25 protein-coding genes are annotated in these 25,227 nt (G+C 69.3%); 9 read left to right on the forward strand and 16 right to left on the reverse strand.

Going from position 1 to position 25,227, the window contains the following annotated elements:
• Nucleotides 1-3: 3 nt before the first annotated feature.
• Nucleotides 4-2,382, forward strand: a complete 2,379-nt coding sequence (locus F4561_RS04060; RefSeq protein WP_184574899.1) for an ATP-binding protein — start codon at nucleotides 4-6, stop codon at nucleotides 2,380-2,382.
• Here F4561_RS04060 and F4561_RS04065 read toward each other — a convergent pair.
• From F4561_RS04065 to F4561_RS04075, 3 genes are read right to left on the reverse strand one after another with little or no spacing between them, the layout of a single operon-like run.
• A complete protein-coding gene (locus tag F4561_RS04065; RefSeq protein WP_184574901.1) occupies nucleotides 2,369-3,163 on the reverse strand; it encodes a DUF6082 family protein in 795 nt (264 codons plus the stop codon). The genes F4561_RS04060 and F4561_RS04065 overlap by 14 nt on opposite strands.
• Before the next feature lie 13 nt (nucleotides 3,164-3,176).
• Nucleotides 3,177-3,809 carry a DUF6879 family protein gene (locus F4561_RS04070; protein WP_184574903.1) on the reverse strand — a complete coding sequence of 211 codons (633 nt, stop codon included), beginning with the start codon at nucleotides 3,807-3,809 and terminating at the stop codon, nucleotides 3,177-3,179.
• Nucleotides 3,802-4,071, reverse strand: a complete 270-nt coding sequence (locus F4561_RS04075) for a hypothetical protein (protein WP_184574905.1) — start codon at nucleotides 4,069-4,071, stop codon at nucleotides 3,802-3,804. The genes F4561_RS04070 and F4561_RS04075 overlap by 8 nt, the downstream gene beginning before the upstream one ends.
• Nucleotides 4,072-4,301: 230 nt before the next feature.
• On the opposite strand from F4561_RS04075, the gene F4561_RS04080 reads away from it, so the two are divergent.
• Nucleotides 4,302-5,447, forward strand: coding sequence for a UDP-N-acetylglucosamine--N-acetylmuramyl-(pentapeptide) pyrophosphoryl-undecaprenol N-acetylglucosamine transferase (locus F4561_RS04080; protein WP_184583153.1), 1,146 nt, complete (start codon nucleotides 4,302-4,304; stop codon nucleotides 5,445-5,447).
• Between the two features lie 42 nt (nucleotides 5,448-5,489).
• Here F4561_RS04080 and F4561_RS04085 read toward each other — a convergent pair whose 3' ends face one another.
• Complete coding sequence (locus tag F4561_RS04085) at nucleotides 5,490-5,759, reverse strand: DUF397 domain-containing protein (RefSeq protein WP_184574907.1); 270 nt, start codon at nucleotides 5,757-5,759, stop codon at nucleotides 5,490-5,492.
• Nucleotides 5,756-6,625 (reverse strand): helix-turn-helix domain-containing protein, encoded by an 870-nt coding sequence (locus F4561_RS04090; RefSeq protein ID WP_184574909.1) that lies wholly within the window; start codon nucleotides 6,623-6,625, stop codon nucleotides 5,756-5,758. Before F4561_RS04090 ends, F4561_RS04085 begins: the two co-directional genes overlap by 4 nt.
• A gap of 187 nt (nucleotides 6,626-6,812) precedes the next feature.
• On the opposite strand from F4561_RS04090, the gene F4561_RS04095 reads away from it, so the two are divergent.
• The 3 genes from F4561_RS04095 (at nucleotide 6,813) to F4561_RS04105 (ending at nucleotide 9,045) form a co-directional block, all read left to right on the forward strand.
• Nucleotides 6,813-7,751, forward strand: a complete 939-nt coding sequence (locus F4561_RS04095; RefSeq protein ID WP_184574911.1) for a helix-turn-helix domain-containing protein — start codon at nucleotides 6,813-6,815, stop codon at nucleotides 7,749-7,751.
• A gap of 106 nt (nucleotides 7,752-7,857) precedes the next feature.
• Entirely contained in the window at nucleotides 7,858-8,346 is a 489-nt protein-coding gene (locus F4561_RS04100; RefSeq protein WP_184574913.1) for an ATP-binding protein, read from the forward strand.
• Nucleotides 8,347-8,661: 315 nt separating this feature from the next.
• On the forward strand, nucleotides 8,662-9,045 hold the full coding sequence (locus F4561_RS04105; protein WP_184574914.1) for a DUF4064 domain-containing protein: 384 nt from the start codon (nucleotides 8,662-8,664) through the stop codon (nucleotides 9,043-9,045).
• Between the two features lie 96 nt (nucleotides 9,046-9,141).
• Here the strand turns inward: F4561_RS04105 and F4561_RS04110 are convergent, their stop codons facing one another.
• The 8 genes from F4561_RS04110 to F4561_RS04145 all read right to left on the reverse strand — a co-directional run bounded on the left by F4561_RS04110 (nucleotide 9,142) and on the right by F4561_RS04145 (nucleotide 19,165).
• On the reverse strand, nucleotides 9,142-10,695 hold the full coding sequence (locus F4561_RS04110; RefSeq protein ID WP_184574916.1) for a TROVE domain-containing protein: 1,554 nt from the start codon (nucleotides 10,693-10,695) through the stop codon (nucleotides 9,142-9,144).
• Nucleotides 10,696-11,601: 906 nt separating this feature from the next.
• Nucleotides 11,602-12,099 (reverse strand): hypothetical protein, encoded by a 498-nt coding sequence (locus F4561_RS04115; protein WP_184574918.1) that lies wholly within the window; start codon nucleotides 12,097-12,099, stop codon nucleotides 11,602-11,604.
• 193 nt (nucleotides 12,100-12,292) lie between these two features.
• Nucleotides 12,293-13,192 carry an FKBP-type peptidyl-prolyl cis-trans isomerase gene (locus F4561_RS04120; protein ID WP_184574920.1) on the reverse strand — a complete coding sequence of 300 codons (900 nt, stop codon included), beginning with the start codon at nucleotides 13,190-13,192 and terminating at the stop codon, nucleotides 12,293-12,295.
• A complete protein-coding gene (locus tag F4561_RS04125; protein WP_184574922.1) occupies nucleotides 13,189-13,686 on the reverse strand; it encodes a hypothetical protein in 498 nt (165 codons plus the stop codon). Before F4561_RS04125 ends, F4561_RS04120 begins: the two co-directional genes overlap by 4 nt.
• Nucleotides 13,683-14,903, reverse strand: a complete 1,221-nt coding sequence (locus tag F4561_RS04130; RefSeq protein WP_184574924.1) for a hypothetical protein — start codon at nucleotides 14,901-14,903, stop codon at nucleotides 13,683-13,685. The genes F4561_RS04125 and F4561_RS04130 overlap by 4 nt, the downstream gene beginning before the upstream one ends.
• Before the next feature lie 508 nt (nucleotides 14,904-15,411).
• On the reverse strand, nucleotides 15,412-16,089 hold the full coding sequence (locus tag F4561_RS04135) for a thioredoxin-like domain-containing protein (protein ID WP_246437132.1): 678 nt from the start codon (nucleotides 16,087-16,089) through the stop codon (nucleotides 15,412-15,414).
• Between the two features lie 132 nt (nucleotides 16,090-16,221).
• Entirely contained in the window at nucleotides 16,222-17,280 is a 1,059-nt protein-coding gene (locus F4561_RS04140) for a 3-deoxy-7-phosphoheptulonate synthase (RefSeq protein WP_184574926.1), read from the reverse strand.
• Nucleotides 17,281-17,458: 178 nt separating this feature from the next.
• Nucleotides 17,459-19,165 carry an AMP-binding protein gene (locus F4561_RS04145; protein WP_184574928.1) on the reverse strand — a complete coding sequence of 569 codons (1,707 nt, stop codon included), beginning with the start codon at nucleotides 19,163-19,165 and terminating at the stop codon, nucleotides 17,459-17,461.
• Nucleotides 19,166-19,295: 130 nt separating this feature from the next.
• Here F4561_RS04145 and F4561_RS04150 point away from each other — a divergent pair, with 130 nt between their 5' ends.
• From F4561_RS04150 to F4561_RS04160, 3 genes are all read left to right on the forward strand, one after another.
• A complete protein-coding gene (locus F4561_RS04150) occupies nucleotides 19,296-20,171 on the forward strand; it encodes a DUF4429 domain-containing protein (protein ID WP_184574930.1) in 876 nt (291 codons plus the stop codon).
• Nucleotides 20,172-20,243: 72 nt separating this feature from the next.
• Nucleotides 20,244-21,218 (forward strand): prolyl aminopeptidase, encoded by a 975-nt coding sequence (gene pip, locus F4561_RS04155; RefSeq protein ID WP_184574933.1) that lies wholly within the window; start codon nucleotides 20,244-20,246, stop codon nucleotides 21,216-21,218.
• Between the two features lie 65 nt (nucleotides 21,219-21,283).
• Nucleotides 21,284-21,475, forward strand: coding sequence for a ferredoxin (locus F4561_RS04160; RefSeq protein ID WP_184574935.1), 192 nt, complete (start codon nucleotides 21,284-21,286; stop codon nucleotides 21,473-21,475).
• Here F4561_RS04160 and F4561_RS04165 read toward each other — a convergent pair.
• Together F4561_RS04165 and F4561_RS04170 are read right to left on the reverse strand one after the other, a co-directional pair.
• Nucleotides 21,459-22,673, reverse strand: coding sequence for an NAD(P)/FAD-dependent oxidoreductase (locus F4561_RS04165; protein ID WP_184574938.1), 1,215 nt, complete (start codon nucleotides 22,671-22,673; stop codon nucleotides 21,459-21,461). The two genes, F4561_RS04160 and F4561_RS04165, sit on opposite strands and share 17 nt — an antisense overlap.
• Nucleotides 22,674-22,692: 19 nt before the next feature.
• Entirely contained in the window at nucleotides 22,693-23,664 is a 972-nt protein-coding gene (locus F4561_RS04170; RefSeq protein ID WP_184574940.1) for an asparaginase, read from the reverse strand.
• Nucleotides 23,665-23,860: 196 nt separating this feature from the next.
• On the opposite strand from F4561_RS04170, the gene F4561_RS04175 reads away from it, so the two are divergent.
• Nucleotides 23,861-24,814, forward strand: a complete 954-nt coding sequence (locus tag F4561_RS04175) for a 3'-5' exonuclease (protein ID WP_184574942.1) — start codon at nucleotides 23,861-23,863, stop codon at nucleotides 24,812-24,814.
• Between the two features lie 48 nt (nucleotides 24,815-24,862).
• Here F4561_RS04175 and F4561_RS04180 read toward each other — a convergent pair whose 3' ends face one another.
• Nucleotides 24,863-25,099, reverse strand: a complete 237-nt coding sequence (locus F4561_RS04180) for a hypothetical protein (protein WP_184574944.1) — start codon at nucleotides 25,097-25,099, stop codon at nucleotides 24,863-24,865.
• Between the last annotated feature and the right edge of the window lie 128 nt (nucleotides 25,100-25,227).

The raw sequence follows: 25,227 nt of genomic DNA on the forward strand, positions 1-25,227 counted from the left end.
GCCATGGAGCGCAGCGAAGACGATGACCGGCCGCACCACGTCAACAGGTCCGAACCGGCCGACTCGGCTGACATCGTGCAGGCCAGGGATGTGCATGGAGGCGTGCACTTCCACGGCGCGAATCCTTCCGAAGGGCGACCGCTGCGGCAGTTGCCGGCCGACGTCCGGCATTTCATCGATCGCCGGACCGAGTTGGACTACCTCGACGGCGTCCTCTCCGGCGATACGGGCGAGTCCCTTGTGGTGATCACCGGAACGGCCGGGGTCGGCAAGACCTCGCTCGCGCTGCGCTGGGCGCACCGGGTCCGAGGGCGCTTCCCCGACGGCCAGTTGTACATCAACCTCAAGGGCCACGACCCCGGCACACCGATGACACCCGAGCAGGCCCTCGACCGGTTCCTGCGCGCCCTCGGCGTCAGTCCCGCCGCGGTCCCTTCCGATGCCGAGGAACGCGCTGCACTGTTCCGCTCCCACCTTGCCGACCGACGCGTGCTGCTCGTCCTGGACAACGCGGCGACCAGTACCCAGGTCCGGCCGCTCCTCCCGGGGACCGCGAGCTGCCTGGTGCTCGTCACGAGCCGCAACAGGCTCTCCGGGCTCGTCGCCAGGGACGGGGGCCGGCGCCTCAACCTGGGTATCCTGCCGGACTCGGATGCGGTGGCGCTGCTGCGGCGCGTCACGGTCGAGTACCGCGACGGGGACACGCCCGAGCAGTTGCGGGAGCTGGCGTCGTTGTGCGCCCGTCTCCCACTCGCGTTACGCATCGCCGCTGAGCGTGCCGCGAGCCGGCCGTTCATGCCGCTGGTCGAGCTCATCCAGGACCTGCGCGACGAGTCGGCGCTCTGGGACGCCCTGACCGCCGGAGACGACGAGGAAGCGGACGCGGTGCGCACCGTGTTCGCCTGGTCCTACCGTGCGCTGACCGACGACGCCGCCCGGCTGTTCCGTCTGCTGGGGCTGCACCCCGGCTCCGACTTCGACTCCTCGGCGGCCGGCGCTCTCCTGGGCACCTCCGACCGCATCCGGCAACTGCTCGACGCGCTGGTGGGTGCGAACCTCCTGGAACAGTCCGGTCCCGACCGGTACCAACTGCACGACCTGCTTCGCGCCTACGCGACCGACCAGGTCCGCCAGCTCGAAGCCGAGGACGACCGGAACGCGGCGCTGCGCCGGCTCCTCAACTGGTACCTGCACACAGCCGACTCCGCGCTGGCGACATTCATGCCGTTCAACCGGACGGTGGCCATCACCGAGCCCATCGAGTCCGCGCCTCTGCGGTTCCCGACCGAGACGGCCGCGAGCGCGTGGTTCGAGACCGAGCGCGAGAACCTGGTGGCGGCCACGAAGGCCGCGGGCCAGAACGGGCTGCACCAGACAGCCTGGCAACTGGCGGCCGTGCTCCGCAGTGTCCTCATGCACCAGAACGCGTTCGAGGACTGGCTCGCCACCGCCCGGGCCGGCCTCGCCGCGGCCCGCGCGGCGCACAACCGGTACGGCGAATCAGAGGCGCTGGAGAGCCTCGGCAAGGCCCACTTTCAGGCGCGCCGCCTGGCCGAAGCGGAGGAGTGCCACCTCGCCGCGCTGCAGATACGGCGCGAGACCGGTAACCGGTTCGGCGAGGCCGTGTCGACGAACGCCCTCGGCCTGCTGGGGCTGCGGCACCGGCGTCTCGACGATTCCCTCGCCTACTTCAGGCAGAGTCTGGCGATGTTCCGTGCGCTCGGCATCCCCCGCTGGGAAGCGCTACTGTCCAGCAATCTCGGCGAGACGCTGTACGAGTTCGGGCACCTCGGCGAGGCGGTGGAGCATCTCGCCCGAGCACTCGCCCTCCAGCGCGAGATCGGCGATCGGGCGCAGGAAGGGAACTCGCTGTTCTTCCTGAGCATGGCGCAACGCGAACTCGGACACACCGCACAGGCGCTCCACTCGATCGAATCCGCGCTGGACATCGCCCATGGTGAGCGGAACTCGGTCTGGCTCGCCCACTGGTTCGTGGCGTATGCGCGGGTGCTCCGCTCCCTCGGCCGCGAGCCCGAGGCGTTGGAGCCGCTCCACCGCGCCGCGGTGATCCAACGGACGCTTGGCGACCAGAGCCGGGAGGCGATGGCTCTCGACTGCACCGGCGAGACGTACCGGGAGCTGGGCCAGCCGGAAGAAGCGGCCAAGTTCCACCTGCAAGCCGCCAAGACCCACCGCGAGCTCGGGGATCGGTGGCACCTCGCTGTCGCGCTCGACCACCTGGCCGCAGCCCTCACCGATACGGAAAGGCCAACGGACGCCCGGAGGCACTGGGAAGAGGCGAGCGCCCTACTGGCCCCGTTTCCCGACCCGCGCGCCACGGAGGTGCGAGAGCGCGTCAACGCCGCGCTTAGCGATAGGTGAACCACCGCATCGGTCCGCGCTTCGGGCGCGCACTCGGCCGTTTCCGCCTGGCGGCCGCCGCGCCGGCCGCCAGGGCGCCGGCTGCCGCGCCCGCGGCTGCTGTGAGCGCGTGGGTCCGCCAGCTCCGTCGCTGCGGTGTCGCAGGCTGAGGCGGCGCCTCAGCCTGCGACACCTGCGCTCGGGGCGCGGGCGTCTGCTGGTAGACCTCGTCGAGGATTTCCACGAAGCGCTGTTCCCGCCGGGTCCCCTCGGTCATGGACGGGGCTTCGCGTGCCTGAGTCCAGTAGGAGTAGCCGACTTCCCCCTGGAACATCTCGGCGGCGACCGCGCGCAGCCGCGACTCCGGGAGGGCGCCGGTCTCGAAAGCACTCGACCACTGCGAGATGATCATGTTCGTGTAGAGCTGCTGCTTACGGACTCTCGGGTCCTCATCGGCCGGGACCGGTCCCCAGCAGGCATCGAGATCGGGATCTTCCATGGCCATCCGCAGCAGGTCACTCATGGCCTGGCGCCGTGTCTCCTCGATCGCGCGCCGGGTGTCGCGCGCCTGGTAAACCAGCGTCAGAATGATCCCGACGAGCGCGAACGCCGCGATGAGCGCCGAGACCGCGCCATAGGTCTGGCCGATGAAGCTGAGCCGCTCCCACTCGTTGCTCGCGCCGCCGAACAGTCCCAGTGCCAGCGGTGATGCGGCGACGAGCACGACACTCACCACCACTATGAGCAGGATGACGGTCAGATATCGCGTGCTGGTCGCCGCTCGCTCGTCTCGATTGCGCACCCGCCTACTCTAGTCAGTCGCTCCGCGTGATCCGGGGGACGGAGAGCCCTGAAATCGCCCGCTCGAAGTAGTCGAGGAACGGTTCACTCCGCTCCCACAGCTCAGCGATTGCCGTCGCCGCTCCGTCCACCAGGCTCGCGTCGTTGACCCGCTTGGCCCCGATCGGTGTCCATTGGTCGTCGTAGCGAACTTGATAGAGGACGCGCTGCCCGTAGACCATCAGCTCCGGAAGCTGTGCCGTGGTTTCAAGAGGTGCCACTTCCGCAGCGTCGAGCGCTCGGATCGCATGGCCGCATTCCACGAAGATCCGGTGGCTCTGGGACTCCCACCGAAGATACGGCGTAGGTGGGTCCTCGACGATTCGTACCCGCCGGAACTCCAGCCCTTGTGCGGCGTTGTCGCGTACATCCTTCCGGATCGCCTCGCGCTCGCTCTCGAAGATCTCCATGACCCGCGCCCAGTCGCCAGCTACGAAAGCGTCCCATGCGGAGTCGCCCACCTCGTTGAAGAACTGGGCGCGTTCGAGCTTCCAGATCACGCCGTCGTCGAGCTTCTCCTGCTCCCGGTCGCTGTCGGCGTGATAGGTCGAGCGGTCGAGCACGATGCCCTCGGCCGCGCGGATTTGATCGAAGATGCTGTCAGTCATCGATAACGTCCGGGATGGTGGAGCGGAACTGATCGCCCGGCATGACGACGATCCGTTCGTCCGGTGCCATGCCGACATCGTCGGGGATGCGATCGGCTAGCAGCGCGGTAGCGTCGCGGCCAATGACGGCTACGTCGCCGTTGTCCAATTCCCAGAACTCGGGGCAGTCCTTGCCGACTCGACTGTCGCCAAGTTCAGCCGCGGTCTTGCCGAGCCGTCGTTTGAATCGGGCGGAAGGGTTGACGTCCCAAGGGCGCTCCATGAGGGCTCCTCGTTATGGGGCTATTCGGATCTACTGACGTGCCCGGTACCCAGATCGTTACACGGCGGCCCCGGATACGGCTGCCTTACCTGTAAGGGAAGGGCGCCACCGAGTGAGTGATGCGGCTCTCCCCGCCATCTGGGGCACCAATCCCCTTCGCGCGGCGTCTTAGGGAACGCCGCTGCCACTGAGAGAGGACGAGAGTGAACGACACCGATTCCGCGCGCGATATGCGACTGATCGTCACCGGCGGGGGGACGGGAGGCCACACCTATCCCGCGCTGACCGCCGTCAACGCGCTGCGGTCGCGGCTGGAGGCCCAGGGGCGCGGGCTTGAGGTGCTGTGGGTGGGCGCCGAGGACAGTCTGGAGGGCCGGGTGGCCACCGCGAACGACATCCCGTTCCGGGCGGTCGCCACGGGCAAGGTGCGCCGGTCGAAGAATCCGCTCAAGCTCGTGTCGCCGGAGAACATCCGGGACATGGGAAGCGCGTTGCGCGGAGTCTTCCAGTCGCTCCGGGTCGTGTCCGGCTTCCGGCCCGACGCCGTGCTGGCCACCGGCGGCTACGTCGCCGTGCCGGTGGGCCTGGCCGCCCGGCTGCGCGGGCGGCCGCTGGTGGTGCACGAGCAGACGGTGCTGCTGGGGCTGGCCAACAAGGTGCTGGCGCGTGCGGGCGCCCGCATGGCGGTCACCTCCGAGTCCACGCTGGAGCTGCTGCCCGGCTCGGCCCGCGCGAGCGCGGTAGTGACCGGGAATCCGGTGCGTCCGGAAGTGCTGGAGGGCAAGGCCGACCGGGGCGCCGAAGGGCTCGGCTTCGAGGGCCACGACCCCGAGCTGCCCACGGTCTACGTCACCGGCGGTGCGCAGGGGTCGGTGCAGATCAACACCACGGTCCGCGAGCTCCTGCCGTGGCTGCTGGAGCGCGCCAACGTCGTGCACCAGTGCGGGGAGGCCAACGTCGACGACCTGCGCGAGGCGACGCGGGACCTCGACCCCGCGCTGGCGGTCCGCCACCACGTGACCGCGTTCGTCGGCCCGGAACTGCCCGATGTGCTGGCGCTGGCCGACGTGGTGATCTCCCGCAGCGGCGCCGGGACGATCGCCGAGCTGACCGCGCTCGGCAAGGCGGCGGTGTTCATCCCGCTGGCCTCGTCGGCCGGCGACGAGCAGCGGCACAACGCCCGCCACTTGCAGGAGGCGGGCGCCGCACGCGCACTGCTGGACGAGGTGTCGCCGGAACGCCTGCGGGAGAAGCTGGAGCCGCTGCTGGCCGACTCCGAGCGGCGCGCCGCCGTCGCCGAGAACGCCCGGGAGCACGGAAAGCCCGACGCCGCCGACCGGTTGGTGGGCGTCGTACTCAGAGCGGGAGGCGCGTGACCTGACGGGGGAGGGGTGGCGCGCTGGCTCCGGCCCGAGCGGTCAGAGGCCGCCGTCCTTGACGGCGGAGAGGAAGGCGCGCCACTCGGCTGATGGGAAGGCCAATGCCCCCAGGTCCCGGTGCTTGGTGTCGCGGATGGCGCCGCCGGTGTTCCAGTCGGCTACCTCGATGCAGTGACTTTCAGTTGCGCTGTAGGAGGATTTCCAAAACGATGCTGGGACGTGGGCTACCTCGACGCAGTTCGCGGATCCGGTGCTGAAGCTCGACTTGAACCAGACCGCTGCCTCTTGGTCGAAGTCGGAGCGCTTCATGCGGCCTCCTTCATGATCGTCTCAATGAGCTTCGTTGACTCTACTGGCGGCAGCGCTGCCCCTTGAAGCTGGTCGTACGTGGATTTGTGGAGCGATATCTCCCTTATCCCCTCTTTGTAAAGGTTTCCGCCCCGCGTCTCGATGTAGACGATGGGTGGATAACTCGGGCCGATCTCTAGCAGCGAGAACGGGCCGTCCAGCCCTGTATGAGCGCCGAAGGACGTAGGGATGATCTGAATCGTCACGTGGGGCCGCTTCTGCATGTCGAGAAGATGCTGCAACTGCGCATGGTGGACCTCGTGGCCACCTACAGGCCGACGGAGGACGTGCTCCTCCATGATCGACCAGAGCTGTAGCGGTTCAGGTGTGCGATCCAACACCTGCTGGCGTCGGAGTCGAAGCTCGACCAGGCGCTCTCGGTCATGCTCCGCAGCATGGGGGTTCAGCTCGGCGAACAGGGCATGGGCATGCTCAGCTGTCTGGAGTAGGCCGCAGATCATGTGCGTGTGCCAGTCCTTCAGGCTGACCGCCACTTCCTCCAGGCCCACATACTTCTCGTACTTCTCCGGGAGCACATCCTCGTAGGTCGTGGTCCAGCTCTTCCGGCGAGCGTTCGAGGCGAGTTCCCGAAGCCCGTCTGTGAGGTCCTCCGGGACCGAGAACAGCTCCGCCAACTTGGCCAGCTCGATCTTGCTGGGGATCGACTTCCCCTTCTCGATATTCGAGACCCGTGGAGGGTGCACTCCCAGCTCCCGTGCGACCTGGGCGCCGGTCAGTCCTGCCTCTTCCCGGAGGTCCCGGAGCATCGTGCCCAGCCACAGCCGACTGGCGATCGGGCTGTGCTGCTCCTGCGGATCTTGGCTCATCCGTCATGCTCCCTGCTCCGTGCTCTCTGTCTCCGCACCGCAAGTATGTCGGTCCTCCCGATGCATCCCCAATGCTTCGAGTAATTATCTGAAAGTAATTGCCAGAGTAATTACTCCTGGTGCACCATGGTAGCTATCCGAATTCACCAACTCACACCCGGTGCAGCGTCTTCCTGGGAGGGATCTGATGGCCAGGACACAGCAGATACACGCAGGGGAAGGGACACATCCCCCAACCACTCGCCCCGACTGGCCCCGTCTCGGTTCGCGCATCCGCACGGCCCGCGAGAAGCTCGCTATCCCTCTCGCTGACCTCGTCTCCCGCGCCCACGTCGGCGAGTTCACCCTCCGCCAGGTCGAGGCCGGCGAGGAGGACCCCGGCCTCCGTGTCATCGAGATCCTGGACAGCGAGTTCGGCGCGGAAGGCGTCCTGGTCGACGCCTGGGCGCAGGTCTACATCAGCCACCACGTGCGCGCCGGCTCCCGCGTCGACCAGCTCCACCGCGAAGCCGGCCAGATCCGGGCCTTCGCGCCGCTCGTCATCCCCGAGCACTTCCAGACCGAGTCCTACACCCGCGCTCTCGACCGCGCCGAGCGCCCCCTGGAGCCGAACTACCTGGTCCGCGACCGCCCGCGCCTGCCCCGGCTGATGGCCGGCGGCTCGGGGCCGCCGTTCCACTGCCTCGTCCTGGACGAGGCGGCGCTGCACCGCACCGTCGAGTCCGCCGAGACCACCCGCGACCAGCTCGCCCACCTGCGCCGGCTCGCGCGAGCCTCCTACATCACGGTGCATGTCATCCCGAGCGGCACCCCGCACCACCCGGGTCTGCGCGGCGCGTTCTGGACGCTGTCGTTCTCGCCCCGCCACGCCCTGGCCTACACCCCGCACCCCCGAGGCCCCGGCCACCTGGTCACCGACGCCACCCACATCAAGGGCTACGTGGACCTGTTCGCCACCCTGCAGGGCGCCGCCCTACCCGCCGACGCCTCTCTGCGCCTGCTGGACCGAACCATCGACCAGACGGCCCAGACACGCCCGGCCATCACCACCGGGAACACGGCTACCACGGCCGATGCCGCCGCCCCTTACGCCTTCGACACCGCGGCCCGCGCGGCCGCCGACTGAACCCCGCCCGCACGGGGCCGTACACACGAAAGCTCTGGCGGGTGCGTCCACACCCCCAGAGCACGGCCAGCAACCACCCCACTTCGCACAGAACGGAGTTGCCGACATGTCCATTGTGCCGCACACCCCCAGCGCATCCGTCCGCTCCGGGCGCCGGTGGGCGTCCCGCCTCTACTCCGGTGACCTCGCCCAGACGTCCCGGGTCCGCGCCGACCTGCGCGCGGACCTCGCCGGATTCGGCGATGACCTGGTGGAGACGGCCACGCTGTGCGCCAGCGAGGCGTTCGCCAACGCCGTCGAGCACACCGGCTCCGGCGAGCCCGGCGGGCGGGTGCTGCGTGCCCTCTACGTCGCCGCCCCGGGCACGCTGCGGCTGGTGATCGTCGACGACGGCGCGGTCGACACCGCACCCGAGGTCCCGCACCAGCGCACCGACGAGCAATGGCGGGACGCCGAGCGGGGCCGCGGCCTGCTGCTGGTCGAGTCCATCGCCGCCTCCTGGGGCACCTTCCCGGTCGTGCCGTTCCCTTTCTGCACCGACTTGGGAACCGCCGTGTGGGCCGAGTTCCCGACCGGAGACGCGCCTTTCCGCTGACGCTCGGAACCGAACCTGTCGCCACGGTCACTCTCGGCGCCGAGAGTGACCGTGGCGACAAGTTCAGCACGGCGACTGGCTGTGCCGGACCACCCAGGCCCGCTTGTCGGCGTGTCCGCCACCAGGTCACGGGGACCAACACCGACTCTTTTGGTAACGCTGGGCCGGTGGTCCCGTTTTCGCTGCTCAGGAGTGGGAACGAGGCTCGCACGAGGTAATCCCTCGCCCGGACGCCAGGCCCGTAGCGCAGCGGGAACTCCCGGAAACCTGGGGCCGCTCCGGAGGTGTCAACGCGGGCGGGAAGAGGGGACCATCATGTCCGCAACAACGGGATCATCAGGGAAGCTCACCACAGCGTTGGTGCTGGGCATCATCGGCGGCGTGTTCGGCATCATCAGCGCGATCATCGCGATGCTCATCGGCGGTGTGGGTGCCGCGTTCGCCGCAGAGGGAGCCGGGAGCATCGTCGGGCTCGGGTTCGCCGCTGTGTTCGTTGGGGTGCTCGGGATTGTTGGCGGGGCACTGGCGCACGGCGCGCCCAGGACGTCCGCGCTGCTGCTCCTACTCGCCGGTGTGGGCGGGTTCATCGCGGTCTCGTTTGCGTGGCTGATCGCCGGGCCGCTGCTGGTCATCGGTGCCTTCCTGGCGTGGTTCGGTCGCGGGCGGTCAGCGGCGGGCCCCAGAGCCGCCCCCGCCTAGCCCGGGTTCCCGGAACCGAACCTGTCCGCGCGGTCACTCTCGGCGCCGAGAGTGACCGCGCGGACAGGATCAGCACGGCAACTGGCTGCCGCGGCCCTACGCCGCGACGGCCTCGGTCTCCCACGGCCAGCGGTTCCGCTCACCGTCCTCGATCAAGGGAATCATCCGGAACGCGGCGTCGGACAGGCCGCCGAACACGTGCCGGTTACCGGTGCCGACGGGGCCGTGCCCGTAGCGGTACCCGGCGAGGTTCCAGGTGTAGACCGGAACACGGTCCGGGACCGCGCGGGTGGGCTCCTCGCCCTGCCGGCCGCCCCAGGCCTGCTCGTCGCTGACCAGCACGACGCGGTCGTGGTCGCGGAAGTGCTCCCGCACCGCCGCCGCGGTGTTCGTGCCGCCGCGCCCGCCCCAGAACCGGTCGAGCACCCGCAGCAGCGCGTCGCCGCGGCCGATCTCCACCGCCTCGCTGACGTTGTCGAACTGCACTAGGTCAGCGTGCTCGCAGCGCAGCGCCAGGGCCGCGCCGAAGATCTGCGCGACCTGGGCGTTGGTCAGCTCCGAGCGCGCCGACATGCGACCCCGCATCGAACCGGACTGGTCGACCAGGACCAGGGTGCGCCCCGCCAGCTCCGGCACGTTGCCCAGCGCGTGGCCCAGGGCCCGCTCCAGCGCCGCGCCCCAGCGGAGACTGGGGGCGGCCCGGTAGGCGGCGAGGAACCGCATGGGGAGCTGCCGGGACCGCGCGACCTCGTCCGGGTCGGCGAGCCGCGCCGCCACCCGCTCGGCGGCCTCGTCACTGACACCGGCCTGGTCGAAGTTGCGCAGGTTGCGCAGCCGCGCCATGTAACCCATGGACGGCAGCACGGTCTCCCACGCGCCCGCGTCCATCGGGCCCTGCAACCACCCGGCCAGCGCCTCCCAGGTCACGCCGGCCCGCGCCAGCACCTCGGCGGCGTCCGGCCGGTCCAGCACCGCACGGCGCTCGGCCACCGGCAGCGCCATCAGCTCCTCCCGGGCCCGCAGTGTTCCCAGCTCGGCGGGGATGGCGTTCTCCCGGTTGTGCCGCCGGTCCAGGGCGTGCGCGAACAGCGCCCCCTGGCGCGTGTCGCGCGCCGCCGGGTGCGTCAGGTCGCACACGTCGCCGAACCGGAAGGCGTGGCTGTCGGTGTCGTACTTCAGCAGCGAACGCTCCGAGTACAGCCGCGTCACCGCGTCGGCGATGCCGCGCTTCACCGGCTTGGGAACCGACCGGCCGAAACGGCCGGTCCAGTAGGCCAGGGCCTCCCCGGGCTCGTCGGCGCGCCGCAGCACCGAGGCGACGAGCTGCCGGCTGTGGCCGTGCGCGCCCGCGTCGAGCCGCGCCTTGGCCGCCTCCAGCGCCCCGACCAGCGGCGCCGAGCGCAGGTTGCCCTCCTGGCGCAGCCAGGCCAGCAGCTGGGCCAGCCACTCGATGTCGTCCACCGCGAGCCGTGCGACCAGCGTGCGGAACCGCTCGTCGCGCTCGTCGGCGGCCTCGTAGAACGTGTGCTCGCCGACCATCGTGGACACGGCGAGCAGGAACAGCTCCGTGCGGGTGTCGCGCTGGTAGCCGGGCGCGCCCTCGTAGGTGCGGCCCTGCGGGATCGGGGTGACACGGTTGAACTTGGCCATGGCGCGCCTCTGCGCTGTGGTCCGGGAATGGGCACCGGGAGCGGGCGCGCGGCCAGCGTGGAAGGGACGCCCGAGGTCTCGGGTCGGCGACGGACGGAAAGCCGAGTGCTCTACCGGCCTGAGCTACACCCGCCACGAAGGCGGGAGACGGGATTCGAACCCGCGACCGCTCGATACAAGAAGTATCCGTTGCCTGCGCACCGGGCGCCCACAACCACGTTGTCACGACACCCCTCCCGAGGTCATGAACGACGACGGCCTTCCCCGCCAGAAAAGGCGAGTTCTGGGCCATTAGGGCCCCGTGATTTCACCAGAAGTATCCGTCGTCTTCGCACCGGGAAGTGCGTCGTGAGTAAGTTATCGGAAATGGATACCCGGTCCAACCGGTTTTTTCGCGGCGGGGGAGGGGTTCCGGCGCCGGATGATGGTCCGGGTTCGCGCCCCCGGTTGCGCGGTTGCCCGCGGACAGGCCCGGCGGGGCCGGGAGCGCGCGGCATCGCGGCCGCACCGAGATCGAGTCGCCTCCGGAGCGGGATTCCCGGACGTAGCCGGGCGCCGCTCGCCCAGCGGCACTCCCTGAACATAGTGGCGAAGTATCCGGGGGCTGCGCACCGGTGCGGCCGCGATGCCACAGGCGTCGGCCGAGATCGAGTCGGAGCCGGCGGGTGGTTAGGACCGTTCGGCGGGCCGGAGGCCAGCCCCGGCCCGCCTTGGCGGTCCTACCAGAAGTATCCGGCGCCTGCGCACCGGCCGACGCTGGCGCGATCCTAGCGTGCGTCGGAGTTCGCGGGCACCGGGTTTTCGGGTCGCGCGGGCACAGGGGGAACCGGTCTTTCACGGTGCGCTTGAGTGACTGTTTTGGGTGGGTCGGGCCGAGTACTGCCGTATGGGGGTCGGGAGCCCCACTCATGTCTGGAAGGGTGCGGCGTGCAGATACAGGGTGGCGGTGCCGCCGTCGTCTTCGGCGGGCTTGAGCACCAGTGCATCGATGTCGGCCCCGCTGGACTGGATCACCGCACCGCAGCCGTAGACGTTCTCCAGGTCCACGTCCTCGATCTCGTCGGTCGGAACGTCGAGTTCCTCGGCCTCCGATTCGAGCCAGTCCTCTTTGGAACGTCGAAGGTAGTTCCCCACCTGGCCGCACACCTCGTCGACGTCATCCACAGTCCCGGTCATGTGAATCCGGTAGCGCGGTTTGTCGAACCGGTTGCGGTCGACGCTGATCTCCAGCTCCTCGGGATTTTCGGGAAGCTGTATGTCGCTGAACTCAGTGAACGCCTCTGGGGTCTCCTCGGGAAGGGGTTCCTTTTCCTCTTCTCCGACCCTGTCTACCTCCGGACTGCATCCGAAAAGGAGCGCGGTCACCGCGAGAGCCCCCAAGGCCAGGGGTGCTTTCCGGGTCATTCAGCCGTCCTCTCGTAGCCTGGGGCCCGGAGCGCCTGTGCGCCAGGTATTCCCGGACAGCCTCGCACGGCGGAGCGGCTGCGTCGGCGGTGTCGTACTCCGCGATTCTCCCGCTGGTCTCGCGGAAAGCGGTCCTGTTTTCGCTGTGGAAGGGCTGTTCTCGCACACAAGATCGGTAGGGGGTGGGAACCGCTCAGTGGACACCGAGAATGTCGATCACGTAGATCAGTGATTCGTTGGGGGAGATCCCGACATCGGGGTTGCCCTCGGGTCCGTAGCCCTCCTCGGGAGGCACCAGGAGCAGCAGCCGGCTGCCAACGGTGTGACCGGGAAGCGCGGTATCCCAGGCATCGATCATGGCGTCCTGCCCCAGTGGCAGGGCGATCGGTGGTTGCCCGCCCTGCCATGTGGTGTCGAAGACCGTTCCGTCCTCCCAGGTGAGTCCTCTGAACTGCACTACGAGCTGGCCCTGCTCCGGTATTTCCGGTCCATCTCCCTTGACCAGTGGCAGGGCGCGGGTCTGCTCGGGAGGTTGGGCGCCGTCCTGCGGTGCCGGGCTGCTGGGATCGCTGAGGTCGACGCCGTTGTCGAGCGCCAGGTCTTCGTCGGGAGTCCCGGAGACCTCGGCGTCGCTGGGGTAGGCGTCCACGATGTCCATGACGGAGATCAGGGCGGAGTTGGACGTTCCGTCCCCGCCACGGCCGTCCGTTTCCCCGGCGGGCAGGACGTTGACGACCCGGCTGCCGACACGGAGTCCGTCCGGGCCGTCGTCCTCCGGGAAGAGTTCCGTGAACTCGGAGTGTGTGAGCAGGGTTTCGCTGTCCTGCTCGAAGGAGGAAGCGATGGGGTCTTCCAGCTCACCGGACTCAGCGACGGGGTGAGTCAGCAGTTGGACGGCGATCAGCGACCCCTCGTCTATTTTGGGGCCGTCGCCGTCGATGGCGACCTCGTGCGCGGCTTCGTCCGGGGTGGTTGACGGCGCCTCGATGGTCGGGGGGTCGCCGAACTCGCCGCTCACCTGCGGAACATCGGGCGAGCAGGACACGACCAGGGGAAGGGCTGTGATTCCTGCGAGGAGGGTGCGTCTCATCATGTCTGGAAGGGTTCGGCGTGCAGATACAGAGTGGCGGTGCCGTTGTCGTCCTCGCCGGGCTTGAGCACCAGTGCATTGACATCGGCCCCGCTGGACTGGATCACCGCATCACAGCCGTAGACGTAGTCCAGGTCCACGTCCTCGATCTCGTCGCTCGGGACATCGAGTTCCTCGGCTTCCGCGTCGACAGTCTCCTCGTTGACGTGTGGCAGGTAGTTCCCCACCTGCCCGCACACCTCGTCGACGTCGTCCAGGGTCCCGGTCATGTGAATCCGGTAGCGCGGTTTGTCGAACTCATTTCGGTCGACGCTGATCTCCAGCTTCTCGGGATTTTCGGGAAGCTGTATGTCGCTGAATTCCGTGAACGCCTCTGGGGTCTCCTCGGGAAGGGGTTCCTTTTCCTCTTCTTCGTTCCTATCGCTCGCCGGACTGCATCCGAAAAGGAGTGCGATCGCTGCGAGAGCTCCCAGGGTTAGGGGTGTTTTCCGGTTCATTCGACCGTCCCCTCTCGTGTCTCCGTATCGGAGCTCCCGTGCAACAGGTATTCCCGGGCAAGCCCCGCACGGTGCAGGGCCCCGAGGGTATCGTCCTCGATTTTGAAGGGGCCGACATTTGCAGCTTTATCGGCGTCCCAGTTGTAGGTGTCTCGGATGTTCGTCGTGGTTTCCATCTCGTATCGGTACTCGCCGTCGGGGTCGTCGGGCGGATAGACGGTCACCTGCCCGGTGATGTTGTACATGATCCCACCCAGGGCTCGGTACCAGTCCGAGCTCTTGCCGTCTCCGATAGAATAACCTGACCACGGAGTGCTGATCGGATAGGTCGTCGGCTCGTCTATCTCGGCGTCCTGAGCCTCGTTGACTGCGTCGGTGATGACGCGCTCATTTCTTTCGTCCACCGTGCTCGCGAAATCTGGAACGTCCTCGAAAATCTGCTCGACATCCTGTTCCAGGGGTTCGCCGCTGTTGCCGAGGTAGTGTAGGAGATTACGCGAGGCGTTCGGCATCGAACCGGACACTGCGTGGGCCCCGGCCTCGGCGGCCAACCGGACGTGGGTCTGCCGGGCCACGTTCGTCTTACTGTTCTCCGATCCCCACTCGCCGGAACCCTCGTCCACAGGCTCAAAGGGTGGTGGCTCGGGCACATCGACGGATTCTCCGGATTCAGGGTCGCCAAGCCCCTCTTCCGAAGGCGCGGGCGTGCCACAGCTCTCCAGACCGGGTCCCTCCGAAGCATCTCCCCTGCTGGCGGCGTCTCTACCAGTATCCTGACGGTCGTGATCGGTGCCGGGACCGCCGGGTTCGCATTCCTGCGACTCATCGGCGTTGCCGCCGTGGGCCGCGGGCACCACGTTCGCATAGGTCGCATTGTCCAGCACCCCGTCCCCTACTTGGGGTTGGGCCTGAACATCCTGAGGCAGGTCCGGTTGGGACGGCTGCTCTGGCTGCTCCGGCAGATCCGGCTGCTCGGGGGGATGGTGCGTCTGCGGATCAGGATCGGTGGCCGGGTCGGGTTCCTCGCTCGCGGTGGTGGGATCGGAACACTCCTGTTCACCCTTGACGGAACATAGGGCGCCGCGGATCAGGTCGGTGACGCTGGTGCCGATGTCTGAGGTGATTACCGTCGTGCTGATCGCTGCCACCAGGAGGATTACCGCAGCATATTCGGTCAGCGACGCGCCACGGTCCACGGTGTTTCCTTTTTCAGTCAATGAGAGCAGGGGGAGAGTTGGGGATGCGGACTGGGGTGCGCGATGGTCAGGAGCGGCCGCACCAGAAAAATGCGTGTACGAGGGAGCATCCTACAAAGATGGACTCGTTTTCCTGACCATGGCGATGGTGGTTGAAAGGTCATGCAAATAGCGGGGTGAGTGACTAATAGCTGTTTAGAACGTAACGTGGCTAAACGACTGCCTCAAGTGAGGGGCCGAGTCCGGTCAAAAGCGAACCAGAGTCGGGGTGGCTGCATCGGCGGCGTCGTATTACGCGAATTTCCCGCTGGGATTGCCGAAAGTGGCCCTATTTTCGCTGTTGAAGGGCTGTTCTCCGCAGGATCGGCGGGGTTGCGGGCCTACGGGCGTCGCGGCCGATCAGGACTCTAGTGGCGCCACGGCCACGGACACGCATCGCTGACGAGCAACGCGTGTCCGAAGGAGAGCGGTCGTAGGCTTGCTGCGTCCGGTTTTTCCCCACGTTCCAGGACCTCTGGGTTCCGCTCCGTTACGGGTCGACTCCGCCGCTGCACGGCGCGCCGGGTTCGGGGGCGAACTCGGCCTGCTCGTAAACCTCAAGGAAGTCGGTGATCCGGTCGTCCTCGGCGGAGTCAACGGCGAGCTGGCTGCTCCACGCCGAGAGCACAACGGGCTCGGGCAGGTCGGGGTAAGGGCTGATGACCAGGTAGGACCCGTTCCGGTGCAGCGAGGTGAGCCGCTCCACCTCATCCGGCGGCAGGTCGGGCTGGTAGGTGATCCATACCGCGCCGTGCTCCTGGGCGTGGACGGCGTGCTCGGCCGGAACCGGGTCGGTGTAGACACCGCAGTTGAGCCATTGGGGATGGTGCTCGCCCCCGGCCGGCGGGGTCTGCGCGTAGTCGACCGGGTCCTCGGTGTGGGTGGCCTCGACCTCGAAGTACTGCACGCCCTCGATGTGCGTCACACCCTCAGGCCCACCGTGCTCGGCGGCGTCGTCGTGCGTCACACCCCCGGGCCCGCCGCGCTCGGCGGCGTCGTCGCTCCCGTTCAGCACGAAGAACATGATGACGCCCGCGGCCACGAGACCGAGCACGAGGACCACGCCGACGCTGATGAGGGTCACCACAAGCGCGGTGTTGGAGCGGCGCCGCGGCGGAGCCTGGTGCGGTCCCCATCCGCCGGGCTGGCCGGAGGTCTCAACGTTCAACTGGCACTCCCAGGGTGCGACCTTGCCGGACGCGCCACATTATGGCTCGAATGTGTCCGCACCACCTGCGTGCTAGCGACCGGAGCTGCGAAGCGCTCCGAGGCTACCACGGGAGCCCGCGCACGAACCTGGTCAGCTCGTCTTGCGGCGCTCGCGGACGGACTCGGCCAGGCCGGCCAGGACTTCCTCGGTGGTTTCCCAGCTCATGCACTTGTCGGTGATGCTCTGCCCGTAGGTGAGCTGAACCGGGTCGGTGAGTTTCTGCGCGCCCTCGGCCAGGTAGCTCTCCAGCATGACCCCGACGATGCTCCGCTGGCCCTCGGCGATCTGGGCCGCGATGGTCTCGGCCACGCCGGGCTGGCGTGTGTGGTCCTTGCCGCTGTTGGCGTGGCTGGCGTCGATCATCACCCGGCGCGGCAGGCCGGCGCCCTCGATGGTGTCCAGCGCGGCGTTCACACTCGCGGCGTCGTAGTTCGGCCCGGGGCGGCCGCCGCGCAGGATCACGTGGCAGTCGGGGTTGCCCTTCGTGACCACGACCGAGCCCGCGCCGGCCGGGTCGACCCCGAAGAAGGTGTGCGAGGCGGCGCCCGCCCCGCACGCGTCCACCGCCACCTGGACATCGCCGTCGGTGCCGTTCTTGAAGCCCACCGGCATGCTCAGGCCGCTGCTGAGCTGGCGGTGCACCTGGCTCTCCGTGGTGCGGGCACCGATGGCGCCCCACGCGACGGCGTCGGCGATGTACTGCGGCGTGATCGGGTCGAGGAACTCGGTGCCGGCCGGGATGCCGAGCGAGTCGATGTCGAGCAGCAGCTTGCGCGCGGTGCGCAGGCCGCGGTGCACGTCGAAACTGTCGTCGAGGGCGGGGTCGTTGATCAGACCCTTCCAGCCGAGCGTGGTGCGGGGCTTCTCGAAGTACACGCGCATGACGATGCGCAGGTCGGCGCTGACAGAGGGCATGAGGTCCCGCAGCCGCTCGGCGTACTCGATCGCGGACTCGGGATCGTGCACGGAGCAGGGCCCGACAACGACCAGCAACCGGTCGTCGTCGCCGTCGAGTACCCGCTTGACCTCGGTACGGGCATCCTCGACGAGCGCTCCGCGTTCGGGCCCCATGGGCAGTTCGGCGAGAATGTCCTGCGGTGCGACCAGCGGCTTGTAGCTGTCGACCCGGGTGTCGTTGGTACTCGGCATTTCCGTCCCTGTTTCCTCTCCCACGTGCATCCAGTTGAACACTAAGGGATCACGTGTAGTGGACCTTCCCCGGAGCCGCCGCGCCGGGAACGCGCCACCACCGTGTGAACAGGAACAGCATACGCAGCATGATCGGCCCCGGCCCGCGGGCTCGGGCCGGGGCCGCCCGGTTGCGCGGTCAGGACTTCAGGTTGGGGAAGTCCTCCTCCCAGTACTCGTCCGGGTTGCGGGCGCCCTCGGCCACTACGCCGCGCTCCTCCTCGCTGGCGCGCAGCTCGACGCGGCGGATCTTGCCGGAGATCGTCTTGGGCAGGGCCGCGAACTGCAGGCGGCGCACCCGCTTGTACGGCGCGAGGTTCTCCCGCGCGTAAGCCAGGATGTCGTGCGCGGCCTCGGGGCCCGGGGGAACACCTTCGGACAGGGTGACGTAGGCCTTGGGCACGTTGAGCCGGGTGGGGTCGGGGGAGGGCACGACGGCGGCCTCCGCCACGGACTCGTGCTCGATGAGAACGCTCTCCAGCTCGAACGGGGAGATGCGGTAGTCGGACGCCTTGAACACGTCGTCGGTGCGCCCGATGTAGGTGATGTAGCCGTCGGCGTCGCGCGAGGCGACGTCCCCGGTGTGGTAGCGGCCGTTGCGCATGACGTGCTTGGTGCGCTCGTCGCTGTCGCGGTACCCGGTCATCAGGCCGACCGGAGACTCCGCCAGATCGAGGCAGATCTCACCCTGCTCGCCGGGGTCACCGGTGACCGGGTCCTCCAGCACCACGGTGTAACCCGGCATCTCCCGGCCCATCGAGCCCACCCGGAGTTCCTGGCCGGGACCGTTGCCGACCTGGATGGTGGTCTCGGTCTGGCCGAACCCGTCGCGCACCGTGATCCCCCAGGCGCGCCGCACCTGCTCGATGACCTCGGGGTTGAGCGGCTCGCCCGCGGCTACGGCCTCGCGGATGGGTACGTTCCACCGGCCCAGATCGGCCTGGATCAGCATCCGCCACACGGTGGGTGGGGCGCAGAACGTGTCGACGCCGCAGCGCACGATCCGCTCGATCAGGTGCGCGGCGTCGAAGCCGCTCTGGTTCACGACGAGCACCGTGGCCTGGGCGTTCAACGGGGCGAAGACGCTGCTGTAGGCGTGCTTGGCCCAGCCGGGCGAGGAGATGTTGAGGTGCACGTCGCCCGGCCGCAGGCCCACCCAGTACATCGTCGAGAGGTGGCCCACCGGGTAGGACAGGTGGGTGTGCTCCACCAGCTTGGGCTGGGCGGTGGTGCCCGAGGTGAAGTACAGCAGCAGGGGGTCGTCGCCGCGTGTGGGCCCCTCGGGAGCGAAGTCCAGCCCGGCGTGCACGAAGTCGGAGTAGCTGAGCCAGCCCTCCATGTAGCCCACCGCGATCCGGGTCCAGTGCCCGGGCACACCGTCGAACTTCGGGGTGTCCGCCGCGTTGGCGATGACGTGCGCGACATTGCCGCGCTCGATCCGGTCGGTGATGTCGGCCGGGGTCAGCAGGGTGGTCGCCGGGATGAGCACCGCGCCGAGCTTGATCGCGGCCAGCGTGGTCTCCCACAGCTCGGCCTGGTTGCTCAGCATGACCAGAATGCGGTCATGGCGGTGCACCCCCTGGGAGTGCAGCCAGTTGGCGAGCTGGTCGGAGCGCTCGGCGAGCTCCCGGTAGGTCAGCCTTGTCTCGGTGCCGTCCTCGTCGATGATCCACAGCGCCAGGCGGTCGGGGTGCTCGGTGGCGGCGACGTCGAAGTGGTCGAGGGCCCAGTTGAAGTGCTCGGGCCGGGGCCAGGCGAACTCGCCGCGCGCGAGCGGCTGGTCCTCGCGGCGGTCCAGGAGTAGGTCACGGGCGGAGCGGAAAGCCCGAGTGGCCGTGCTCGACATGGGTGGATACCTCCGCGTTGAAGCTGTAACGCGGGTCACCTACCCATGATTCGCCGATATCATCGCGGTCTCCGGTACCGCCCGCCGCGCGGATGCCCCGTACCGCCCTCCATGCCTAGGATTAGCCACGATGGACGAGCTGCAGGGGAACCAGGGCACGTGGCGGTTCGACGGCGAGACGGTGCGGCTCCGCTACCGCACGCACCGCCGCACGCCCGCCCTTCTCCGCGCCCTGGGGGAGTGCCGGGTGCCGATCGCCGCCGTGCGGTCCGTGGAGTTCCAGCCCGGCTTCCAGAAGGCCGGTTGGAGGTTGCGACTGCGCCTCATCGAGGATGCGAACCCCTACTCCGCGGTCAACCCGTCCCCCGAGGACGACAGCGACCCGCTCCTGCTGAAGGGGGACTCCGACTCCGAGCTGCTGGCCGAGTATTTCGCCGACCAGCTTGAGCGCGCTGTTGCCAGCGAGGTCGAGCTGGGCAGTGCTCCCGACGCGGCGCAGGTGGCCCGTGGTCTCGTTCCGTCCCTCCCGTTGCGGGCACTCACCGCCGAAGGTGACGGCTTCTTCGACGGCCAAACCGTGCGATTCCGGTGGAACGGGTGGCTGGCCAGCACCAGCAAGGGGAACGAGCGAACACGGGAGTTCGCGGTCGCGGACATCGCCAAGGTCGAGTGGGAGCGCCAACAGGCCATGGAGGTCGGGTTCCTGCGGGTCGTCCCCCACGGGGCAGTCACCACGGCCATGGCCGACCCCGAGCAGGACTTCACGTGTCTTTGCACGCACGGCAGCAAGGGGCAGGCGCAGACCCTCGTTATGGCCGCGGCCATAACCGCCCACTTACGGCCTCGGGACGAGGCCGCGGCACCAGCGGTCACCGCCGCCGACTCCGACGACGGCACCCAGCTCATCTACGACCGGATCCGGGAGCTGGGCCGGCTGCACAAGGAGGGGCTGCTCACCGACGAGGAGTTCAGCACCAAGAAGACGGAGCTGCTCGACCGGCTCTGACCGCGCCCCGCGCACCGTCCGCTTTCCTTCGAACACCACCGGCCACGTAACCGAAGAAGGGCAGTCTGTTCCATGCGCACGCTGTACCCGGCCATCGAGCCGTACGACTCCGGGACGCTCGATGTCGGCCAGGGGCACCGGATCTACTGGGAGCTCTGCGGCAACCCCAACGGCAAGCCCGTGGTGTTCCTGCACGGGGGGCCGGGAGCCGGGTGCTCGCCGGACCACCGGCGGCTCTTCAACCCCGAGCGCTACCGGATCCTGCTGTTCGACCAGCGCAACTGCGGTCGCAGTACCCCGCATGCCAGCGGCATGGACGTCGATCTGTCCACGAACACCACCTGGACCCTGGTCGAGGACATGGAGCTGCTGCGCACCATGATCGGTGTCGACTCCTGGCAGGTGTTCGGCGGTTCCTGGGGGAGCTGCCTTGCGCTGGCCTACGCCCAGGAGCACCCCGAACGCGTGAGTGAGCTGGTGCTGCGCGGTATCTTCACACTGCGCAACGAGGAGCTGCGCTGGTTCTACCAGAGTGGCGCCAGCTTCATGTTCCCCGACCTCTGGGAGTCCTACCTGGAGCCGATCCCTGAGGGGGAGCGCGACGACCTCATCGGCGCCTACGCCAAGCGGCTGAACTCTCCCGATGAGCGGGTGCGCCTGGAGGCGGCACGGGCGTGGAGCGTCTGGGAGGGGTCCACGATCACCCTGCTGCCCAACGAGGACCTCCGCGCGCACCACGCCGAGTCCCGGTACGCGCTGGCTTTCGCGCGGATCGAGAACCACTTCTTCGCGCACGGCGGCTTCCTGGCCCCCAGCCAGCTGATCGAGAACGCCGGGAAGCTCCGCGACATCCCCGGCGTCATCGTGCAGGGGCGCTACGACGTCTGCACGCCCGCTATGACGGCGTTCGAGCTGCACCGCGCGTGGCCCGAGGCGGACTTCCACCTGGTCCACGACGCCGGCCACGCCTTCAGCGAGCCCGGCATCCTGCACCACCTCATTGAGGCCACCGACGGGTTCGCGCGCCGCTGGCCGGTGGATACCTGACTACCGCGGCCACGGCCGCGACAATAGGGCAAAAGCCGCCCCAGCCAACGAGTGAGGAGCCTCAGATGCGGGTGAACGTCAACTTCGACCTCTGCGAAAGCAACGCGGTGTGCATGGGTATCGAGCCATCGGTGTTCGAGGTGGACGAGGACGACTTCCTCGACGTGCTGCAGGAGGAACCGCCGGAGAACCTGCGCCCCACGGTCGAGCAGGCCGCGCGGATGTGCCCGATGCAGGCCATCACGATCGAGGGGTGAGCCCGGCGGCCGACAGCGCCCCCTCCCACGTCGTGGTCTCGGCCAGGAGGGGGCGGTAGCGCATCACCTTGGGAGTGGAGCGCAGGCCCAGCACGCCCACCAGTACGCCGCCGCGGCCGAGGAACGCCACGAACTTGCGGTCTTCGGGTGAGCCGTGCACGAACTCCACGGTGTCGGCCGGCGCGGCCTGCCCGAGCAACTGGATCTTCCGGCCGTACTGATCGGACCAGAAGTAGGGGACCGGGGTGTAGGCCGTCCTGGGGCCACCGCCGGCCAGCAGGTTGCGCGCCACAACGTCGGCCTGCTCCCCGGCGTTCGTCCAGTGCTCCAGCCGAAGCCGGCCGCCGTAGCGCGGGTGCGGCCAGTTCGCGAGGTCACCGACCGCGTAGACCCCCGGCACCGACGTCTCGCAGAACGCGTCACACCGCACGCCGCCGATCCCGTTGGCGAGGTCGACACCGGAGCCGTGCAGCCACTCTGTGTTCAGCTCGACGCCGAGGCCGGCGACGACCAGGGAGGCCTCGATGGCGCTGCCGTCGGCCAACCGCACCCGCTCGACGTGCCCCGCGCCCTCGAAGCCGCTGACTCCCGTGCCGAGCCGCAGGTCGACGCCGTGATCGCGGTGCAGCTCGGTCAGCACGTCGCCCACGCGCGGGTCGACAACGCGGGTGAGCGGGGTGGGCGCCGCCTCGATCAGAGTGACGTCGAGCCCGGCGGTGCGCGCGCTCGCGGCGACCTCCGCGCCGATGAACCCGGCGCCGACCACGACCATGCTCTGGTGGTGGTCGAACGCCGCGCGGACCGCCTCGGCGTCCTCGACGGTGCGTAGCACGTGCACCCCGGCCAGGCCGGTGTCCGGGCGGCGGGCCCGGGCGCCGGTGGCGATCACGAGGCCGTCGTAGCCGAGCGTTGTGCCGTCGTCGAGCTCCACCGCGCGATCTGCCGGGCGCAGCCGCGTGGCGCGCCGCCCCAGGCGCAGGTCGAGCTGGAGCGCGTCGAGGTCGGCGTCGGCGCGCAACGGCAGGCTCCGCTCCGAACCCACGCCCGTGAGGATCTCCTTCGACAGCGGCGGGCGGGAGTAGGGCCGGTGGTGTTCCTCGCCCACCAGGGTGATCCGGCCGTCGAATCCCGCCGCACGCAGCGCCTCCGCGGTGCTCAGCCCGGCCAGACCCGCACCGGCGACGACGACCTCACGCATCCCGTTCTCCTTCTCTTGCTCACGTCGAGCTGATCGGCCGGACATTGCCGACCGGCTCGCCCCCGCCCAGGACGTCCACGTTCAGCATGCCCGACACTGGGGCGATGTCGACCCCGAGGGCCCGCAGCCCAGTCAGCCCGGCCATCGTGCGGGCGCGCGACTGCGGGTCCCCGTCGCTGATCTTCACCGCGACGGTCTCGCCCGCCGGAGCGAGCAGAACGAGCACGCCTTCGGCGCCGATCTTGGCGACCAGCCCGGGCAACCCGCGCATGAGCCGGGTGTCGGAGCGGTCCTCGCCGGCCACGTACTCGGGGAAGTCCCGCATGGTCCGCAGCACGGCCGCCTCGGGGGAGCCCTCGACAGCGTGCGCCATCGCCCGCAGCCCGCGGGCCAGGCCGGACAGGCTTACCGCCATCTGCGGCGCGCCGCACCCGTCGGTGACCGTGTGCGTCACGGGCTCGCCGCACAGCTCCTCGATGGTCTCGCGCACCAGGACCTGCAGCGGATGGCCGGGGCTGAGGTAGTCCGCGACGCTCCAGCCTCTCCCGACGCACGCCGCCAGCATCGCGGCGTGCTTGCCGGAGCAGTTCATCTGCAGCTTGCTCGGGCTGCCGCCGGCGCGCAGCAGCGCCCGGTACGACCGGCGGTCCATTGGCCAGGCGGCCGGGCAGCCCAGCGCGTCAGGGCTGAGGCCGATGTCGGCCAGCATCTTCTCGACGGCGGCAACATGGATGCCCTGCCCGCTGTGGCTGCCCGCCGCGACGGCGAGCTCGCGGTCCCCGAGGCCGGCGCCGGCCCGCAGCGCCGCCGCGGCCTGGAACGGTTTGGCGGCGGAGCGGGGCAGCATCGGGGTAGAGACCGAGCCCCGGGAGTAGCCGATCTCGCCTGATGCCGTGAGCCCGACAGCGGCGCCGTAGTGCACCCCTTCGCGGAAGCCGCCACGAACCACCTCGACGAGGGAGACGTACTCGGGCAGCGGGCTCTCTCGCATCGTGCCTCCCGGAACCGTGAATCGCGGAGTTGGTCGCCTGATGTACGCGAATGACCTTATTGGGGCCATGCTGTGTGGAACGTCCCGGACACCACTTGCTATCCCGGGCGGGTTCGGCGTGCGGCGCCCCACCACTGGATAGGGTCGGGCCCCGGAGCCGGGCCGACCGGCCGCACCCGACCAGACAGGGAGCGACGTGCTGCTGAACGACGGGCACCCGGGCCGCCGGGCGCTCAGCTTGGGGGCGCTCACCCGGCGCCCGCACGGCCGCCGCGCGCGCGACCTCGACTACGCGGTCATCGGGGTGCGGGCAACCGGCCCGGAACCCGCCCCGGACGTGGGGGTCTGCGAGATCGCGGTGCTGCGGATGCGTGCCGACGGAGTGGTGGCGCGCGAGTTCAGCACCCTGGTCGAGCCGTCGGTATCGGTCGCCTGGCGCGGGATGAACGGGATCGGGCCCAGCGATGTCATCGGTGCTCCGAAGGCGGCCGAGATTGTGCCGGACCTCGCGGAGCTGTTCGCCGGCGCGGTCGTGGCCGGACACGGCCTCGCGATGACGGCGCGCTTCCTGGACACCGACTTTCTGCCGGCACACCTGCCCCGCGGGCTGCCGGGGCTGTGCACGCTTCGGACGCTGCGCTCCCAGGTCGACCTCGACGGCTACTCGCTGGCCCGCGCCAGTTACGCCCTCAACGGGCGGTGGCCCACTGCCCGGCACTCCGCCCTCGGCGAGGCGCGCGCAGTTGCCCGGCTGCTGGCCGAACTACTGCAGAACGCCCCGGGCGAGTTCCGCTACGTGGGGCCCCAGCCGGCGCGCCCGGCGCGTCCGGGAGCCGCCGGCCGGAACAGCGCGGCGCTCGGCGGCTCGTTCCGGTTGAAGGCGCGCACGTCTCCGCGGGGGTCGCTGCCGGCCTCGGCGGCCCGGGAAAGCGTCGCCGGGCCGCTGGCCGTGTGGCCGCACCGCTGGCGCCCCCTGGAGCTCGACCCCGCGTTGTGCGCGGGCGCGTTCGGCCCCGACGACCGCGCCGCGGCGGTGCGCGATGCGGAACGGCGCAGTCAGGGAAGGCGGGCGCTGGCCGTGGGCGCGGCGGTCACGAGTGCGCTGGCTGCCACCGGCGCGGCGCGCGCGCTCGCCCACCGGTTCGGCTGAGCGCTTCGGGCCGCGCGCGTGGGCCGCGGAGCCGTGGGCCACGCATCGCTAGATTCCGGCGAGCGCCAGGAAGAACGCGATGATCAGGACGCTGCCGCCCACAGTGGTCAGTGTCGCGCGCCCGGTCTCGGTGAGCCGGGCGTGCACCAGCCGCAGCCGGAGCCGGCCCGGAGCGGCGGCCCGCGCCGGGGACCGCTGTGCCGGTTCCGAGCCGAGCTGCGGAACGCGGTTGAACAGAGCGATCACCACCAGGACCGCACCGGCCAGGATGAACACGAGCGACACGGTGCGGCGGTCCTTTCCGGGAGAGCGGACATCAACGGTGCTCGATTCTGCCCGACGGAAAACCCCGTAACCACGAAATATCGGGACGCGGCCGGTTATGGTCGCTCCTCTATGACTCACTGTGATTA

Source organism: Lipingzhangella halophila, from assembly GCF_014203805.1.
GTDB classification, from domain to species: Bacteria; Actinomycetota; Actinomycetes; order Streptosporangiales; family Streptosporangiaceae; genus Lipingzhangella; species Lipingzhangella halophila.

Bases quoted from the DNA above. Each gene is read 5' to 3' on its own strand.
- F4561_RS04125 (WP_184574922.1), bottom strand. From the start codon at position 13,686: ATGAACCGGAAAACACCCCTAACCCTGGGAGCTCTCGCAGCGATCGCA.
- F4561_RS04160 (WP_184574935.1), top strand. From the start codon at position 21,284: ATGCGGGTGAACGTCAACTTCGACCTCTGCGAAAGCAACGCGGTGTGC.
- F4561_RS04075 (WP_184574905.1), bottom strand. From the start codon at position 4,071: ATGGAGCGCCCTTGGGACGTCAACCCTTCCGCCCGATTCAAACGACGG.
- F4561_RS04090 (WP_184574909.1), bottom strand. From the start codon at position 6,625: ATGAGCCAAGATCCGCAGGAGCAGCACAGCCCGATCGCCAGTCGGCTG.
- F4561_RS04145 (WP_184574928.1), bottom strand. From the start codon at position 19,165: ATGTCGAGCACGGCCACTCGGGCTTTCCGCTCCGCCCGTGACCTACTC.
- F4561_RS04150 (WP_184574930.1), top strand. From the start codon at position 19,296: ATGGACGAGCTGCAGGGGAACCAGGGCACGTGGCGGTTCGACGGCGAG.
- F4561_RS04170 (WP_184574940.1), bottom strand. From the start codon at position 23,664: ATGCGAGAGAGCCCGCTGCCCGAGTACGTCTCCCTCGTCGAGGTGGTT.
- F4561_RS04095 (WP_184574911.1), top strand. From the start codon at position 6,813: ATGGCCAGGACACAGCAGATACACGCAGGGGAAGGGACACATCCCCCA.
- F4561_RS04140 (WP_184574926.1), bottom strand. From the start codon at position 17,280: ATGCCGAGTACCAACGACACCCGGGTCGACAGCTACAAGCCGCTGGTC.
- F4561_RS04085 (WP_184574907.1), bottom strand. From the start codon at position 5,759: ATGAAGCGCTCCGACTTCGACCAAGAGGCAGCGGTCTGGTTCAAGTCG.
- F4561_RS04100 (WP_184574913.1), top strand. From the start codon at position 7,858: ATGTCCATTGTGCCGCACACCCCCAGCGCATCCGTCCGCTCCGGGCGC.
- F4561_RS04110 (WP_184574916.1), bottom strand. From the start codon at position 10,695: ATGGCCAAGTTCAACCGTGTCACCCCGATCCCGCAGGGCCGCACCTAC.
- F4561_RS04165 (WP_184574938.1), bottom strand. From the start codon at position 22,673: ATGCGTGAGGTCGTCGTCGCCGGTGCGGGTCTGGCCGGGCTGAGCACC.
- F4561_RS04080 (WP_184583153.1), top strand. From the start codon at position 4,302: ATGCGACTGATCGTCACCGGCGGGGGGACGGGAGGCCACACCTATCCC.
- F4561_RS04070 (WP_184574903.1), bottom strand. From the start codon at position 3,809: ATGACTGACAGCATCTTCGATCAAATCCGCGCGGCCGAGGGCATCGTG.
- F4561_RS04060 (WP_184574899.1), top strand. From the start codon at position 4: ATGGAGCGCAGCGAAGACGATGACCGGCCGCACCACGTCAACAGGTCC.
- F4561_RS04120 (WP_184574920.1), bottom strand. From the start codon at position 13,192: ATGATGAGACGCACCCTCCTCGCAGGAATCACAGCCCTTCCCCTGGTC.
- F4561_RS04115 (WP_184574918.1), bottom strand. From the start codon at position 12,099: ATGACCCGGAAAGCACCCCTGGCCTTGGGGGCTCTCGCGGTGACCGCG.
- pip (WP_184574933.1), top strand. From the start codon at position 20,244: ATGCGCACGCTGTACCCGGCCATCGAGCCGTACGACTCCGGGACGCTC.
- F4561_RS04105 (WP_184574914.1), top strand. From the start codon at position 8,662: ATGTCCGCAACAACGGGATCATCAGGGAAGCTCACCACAGCGTTGGTG.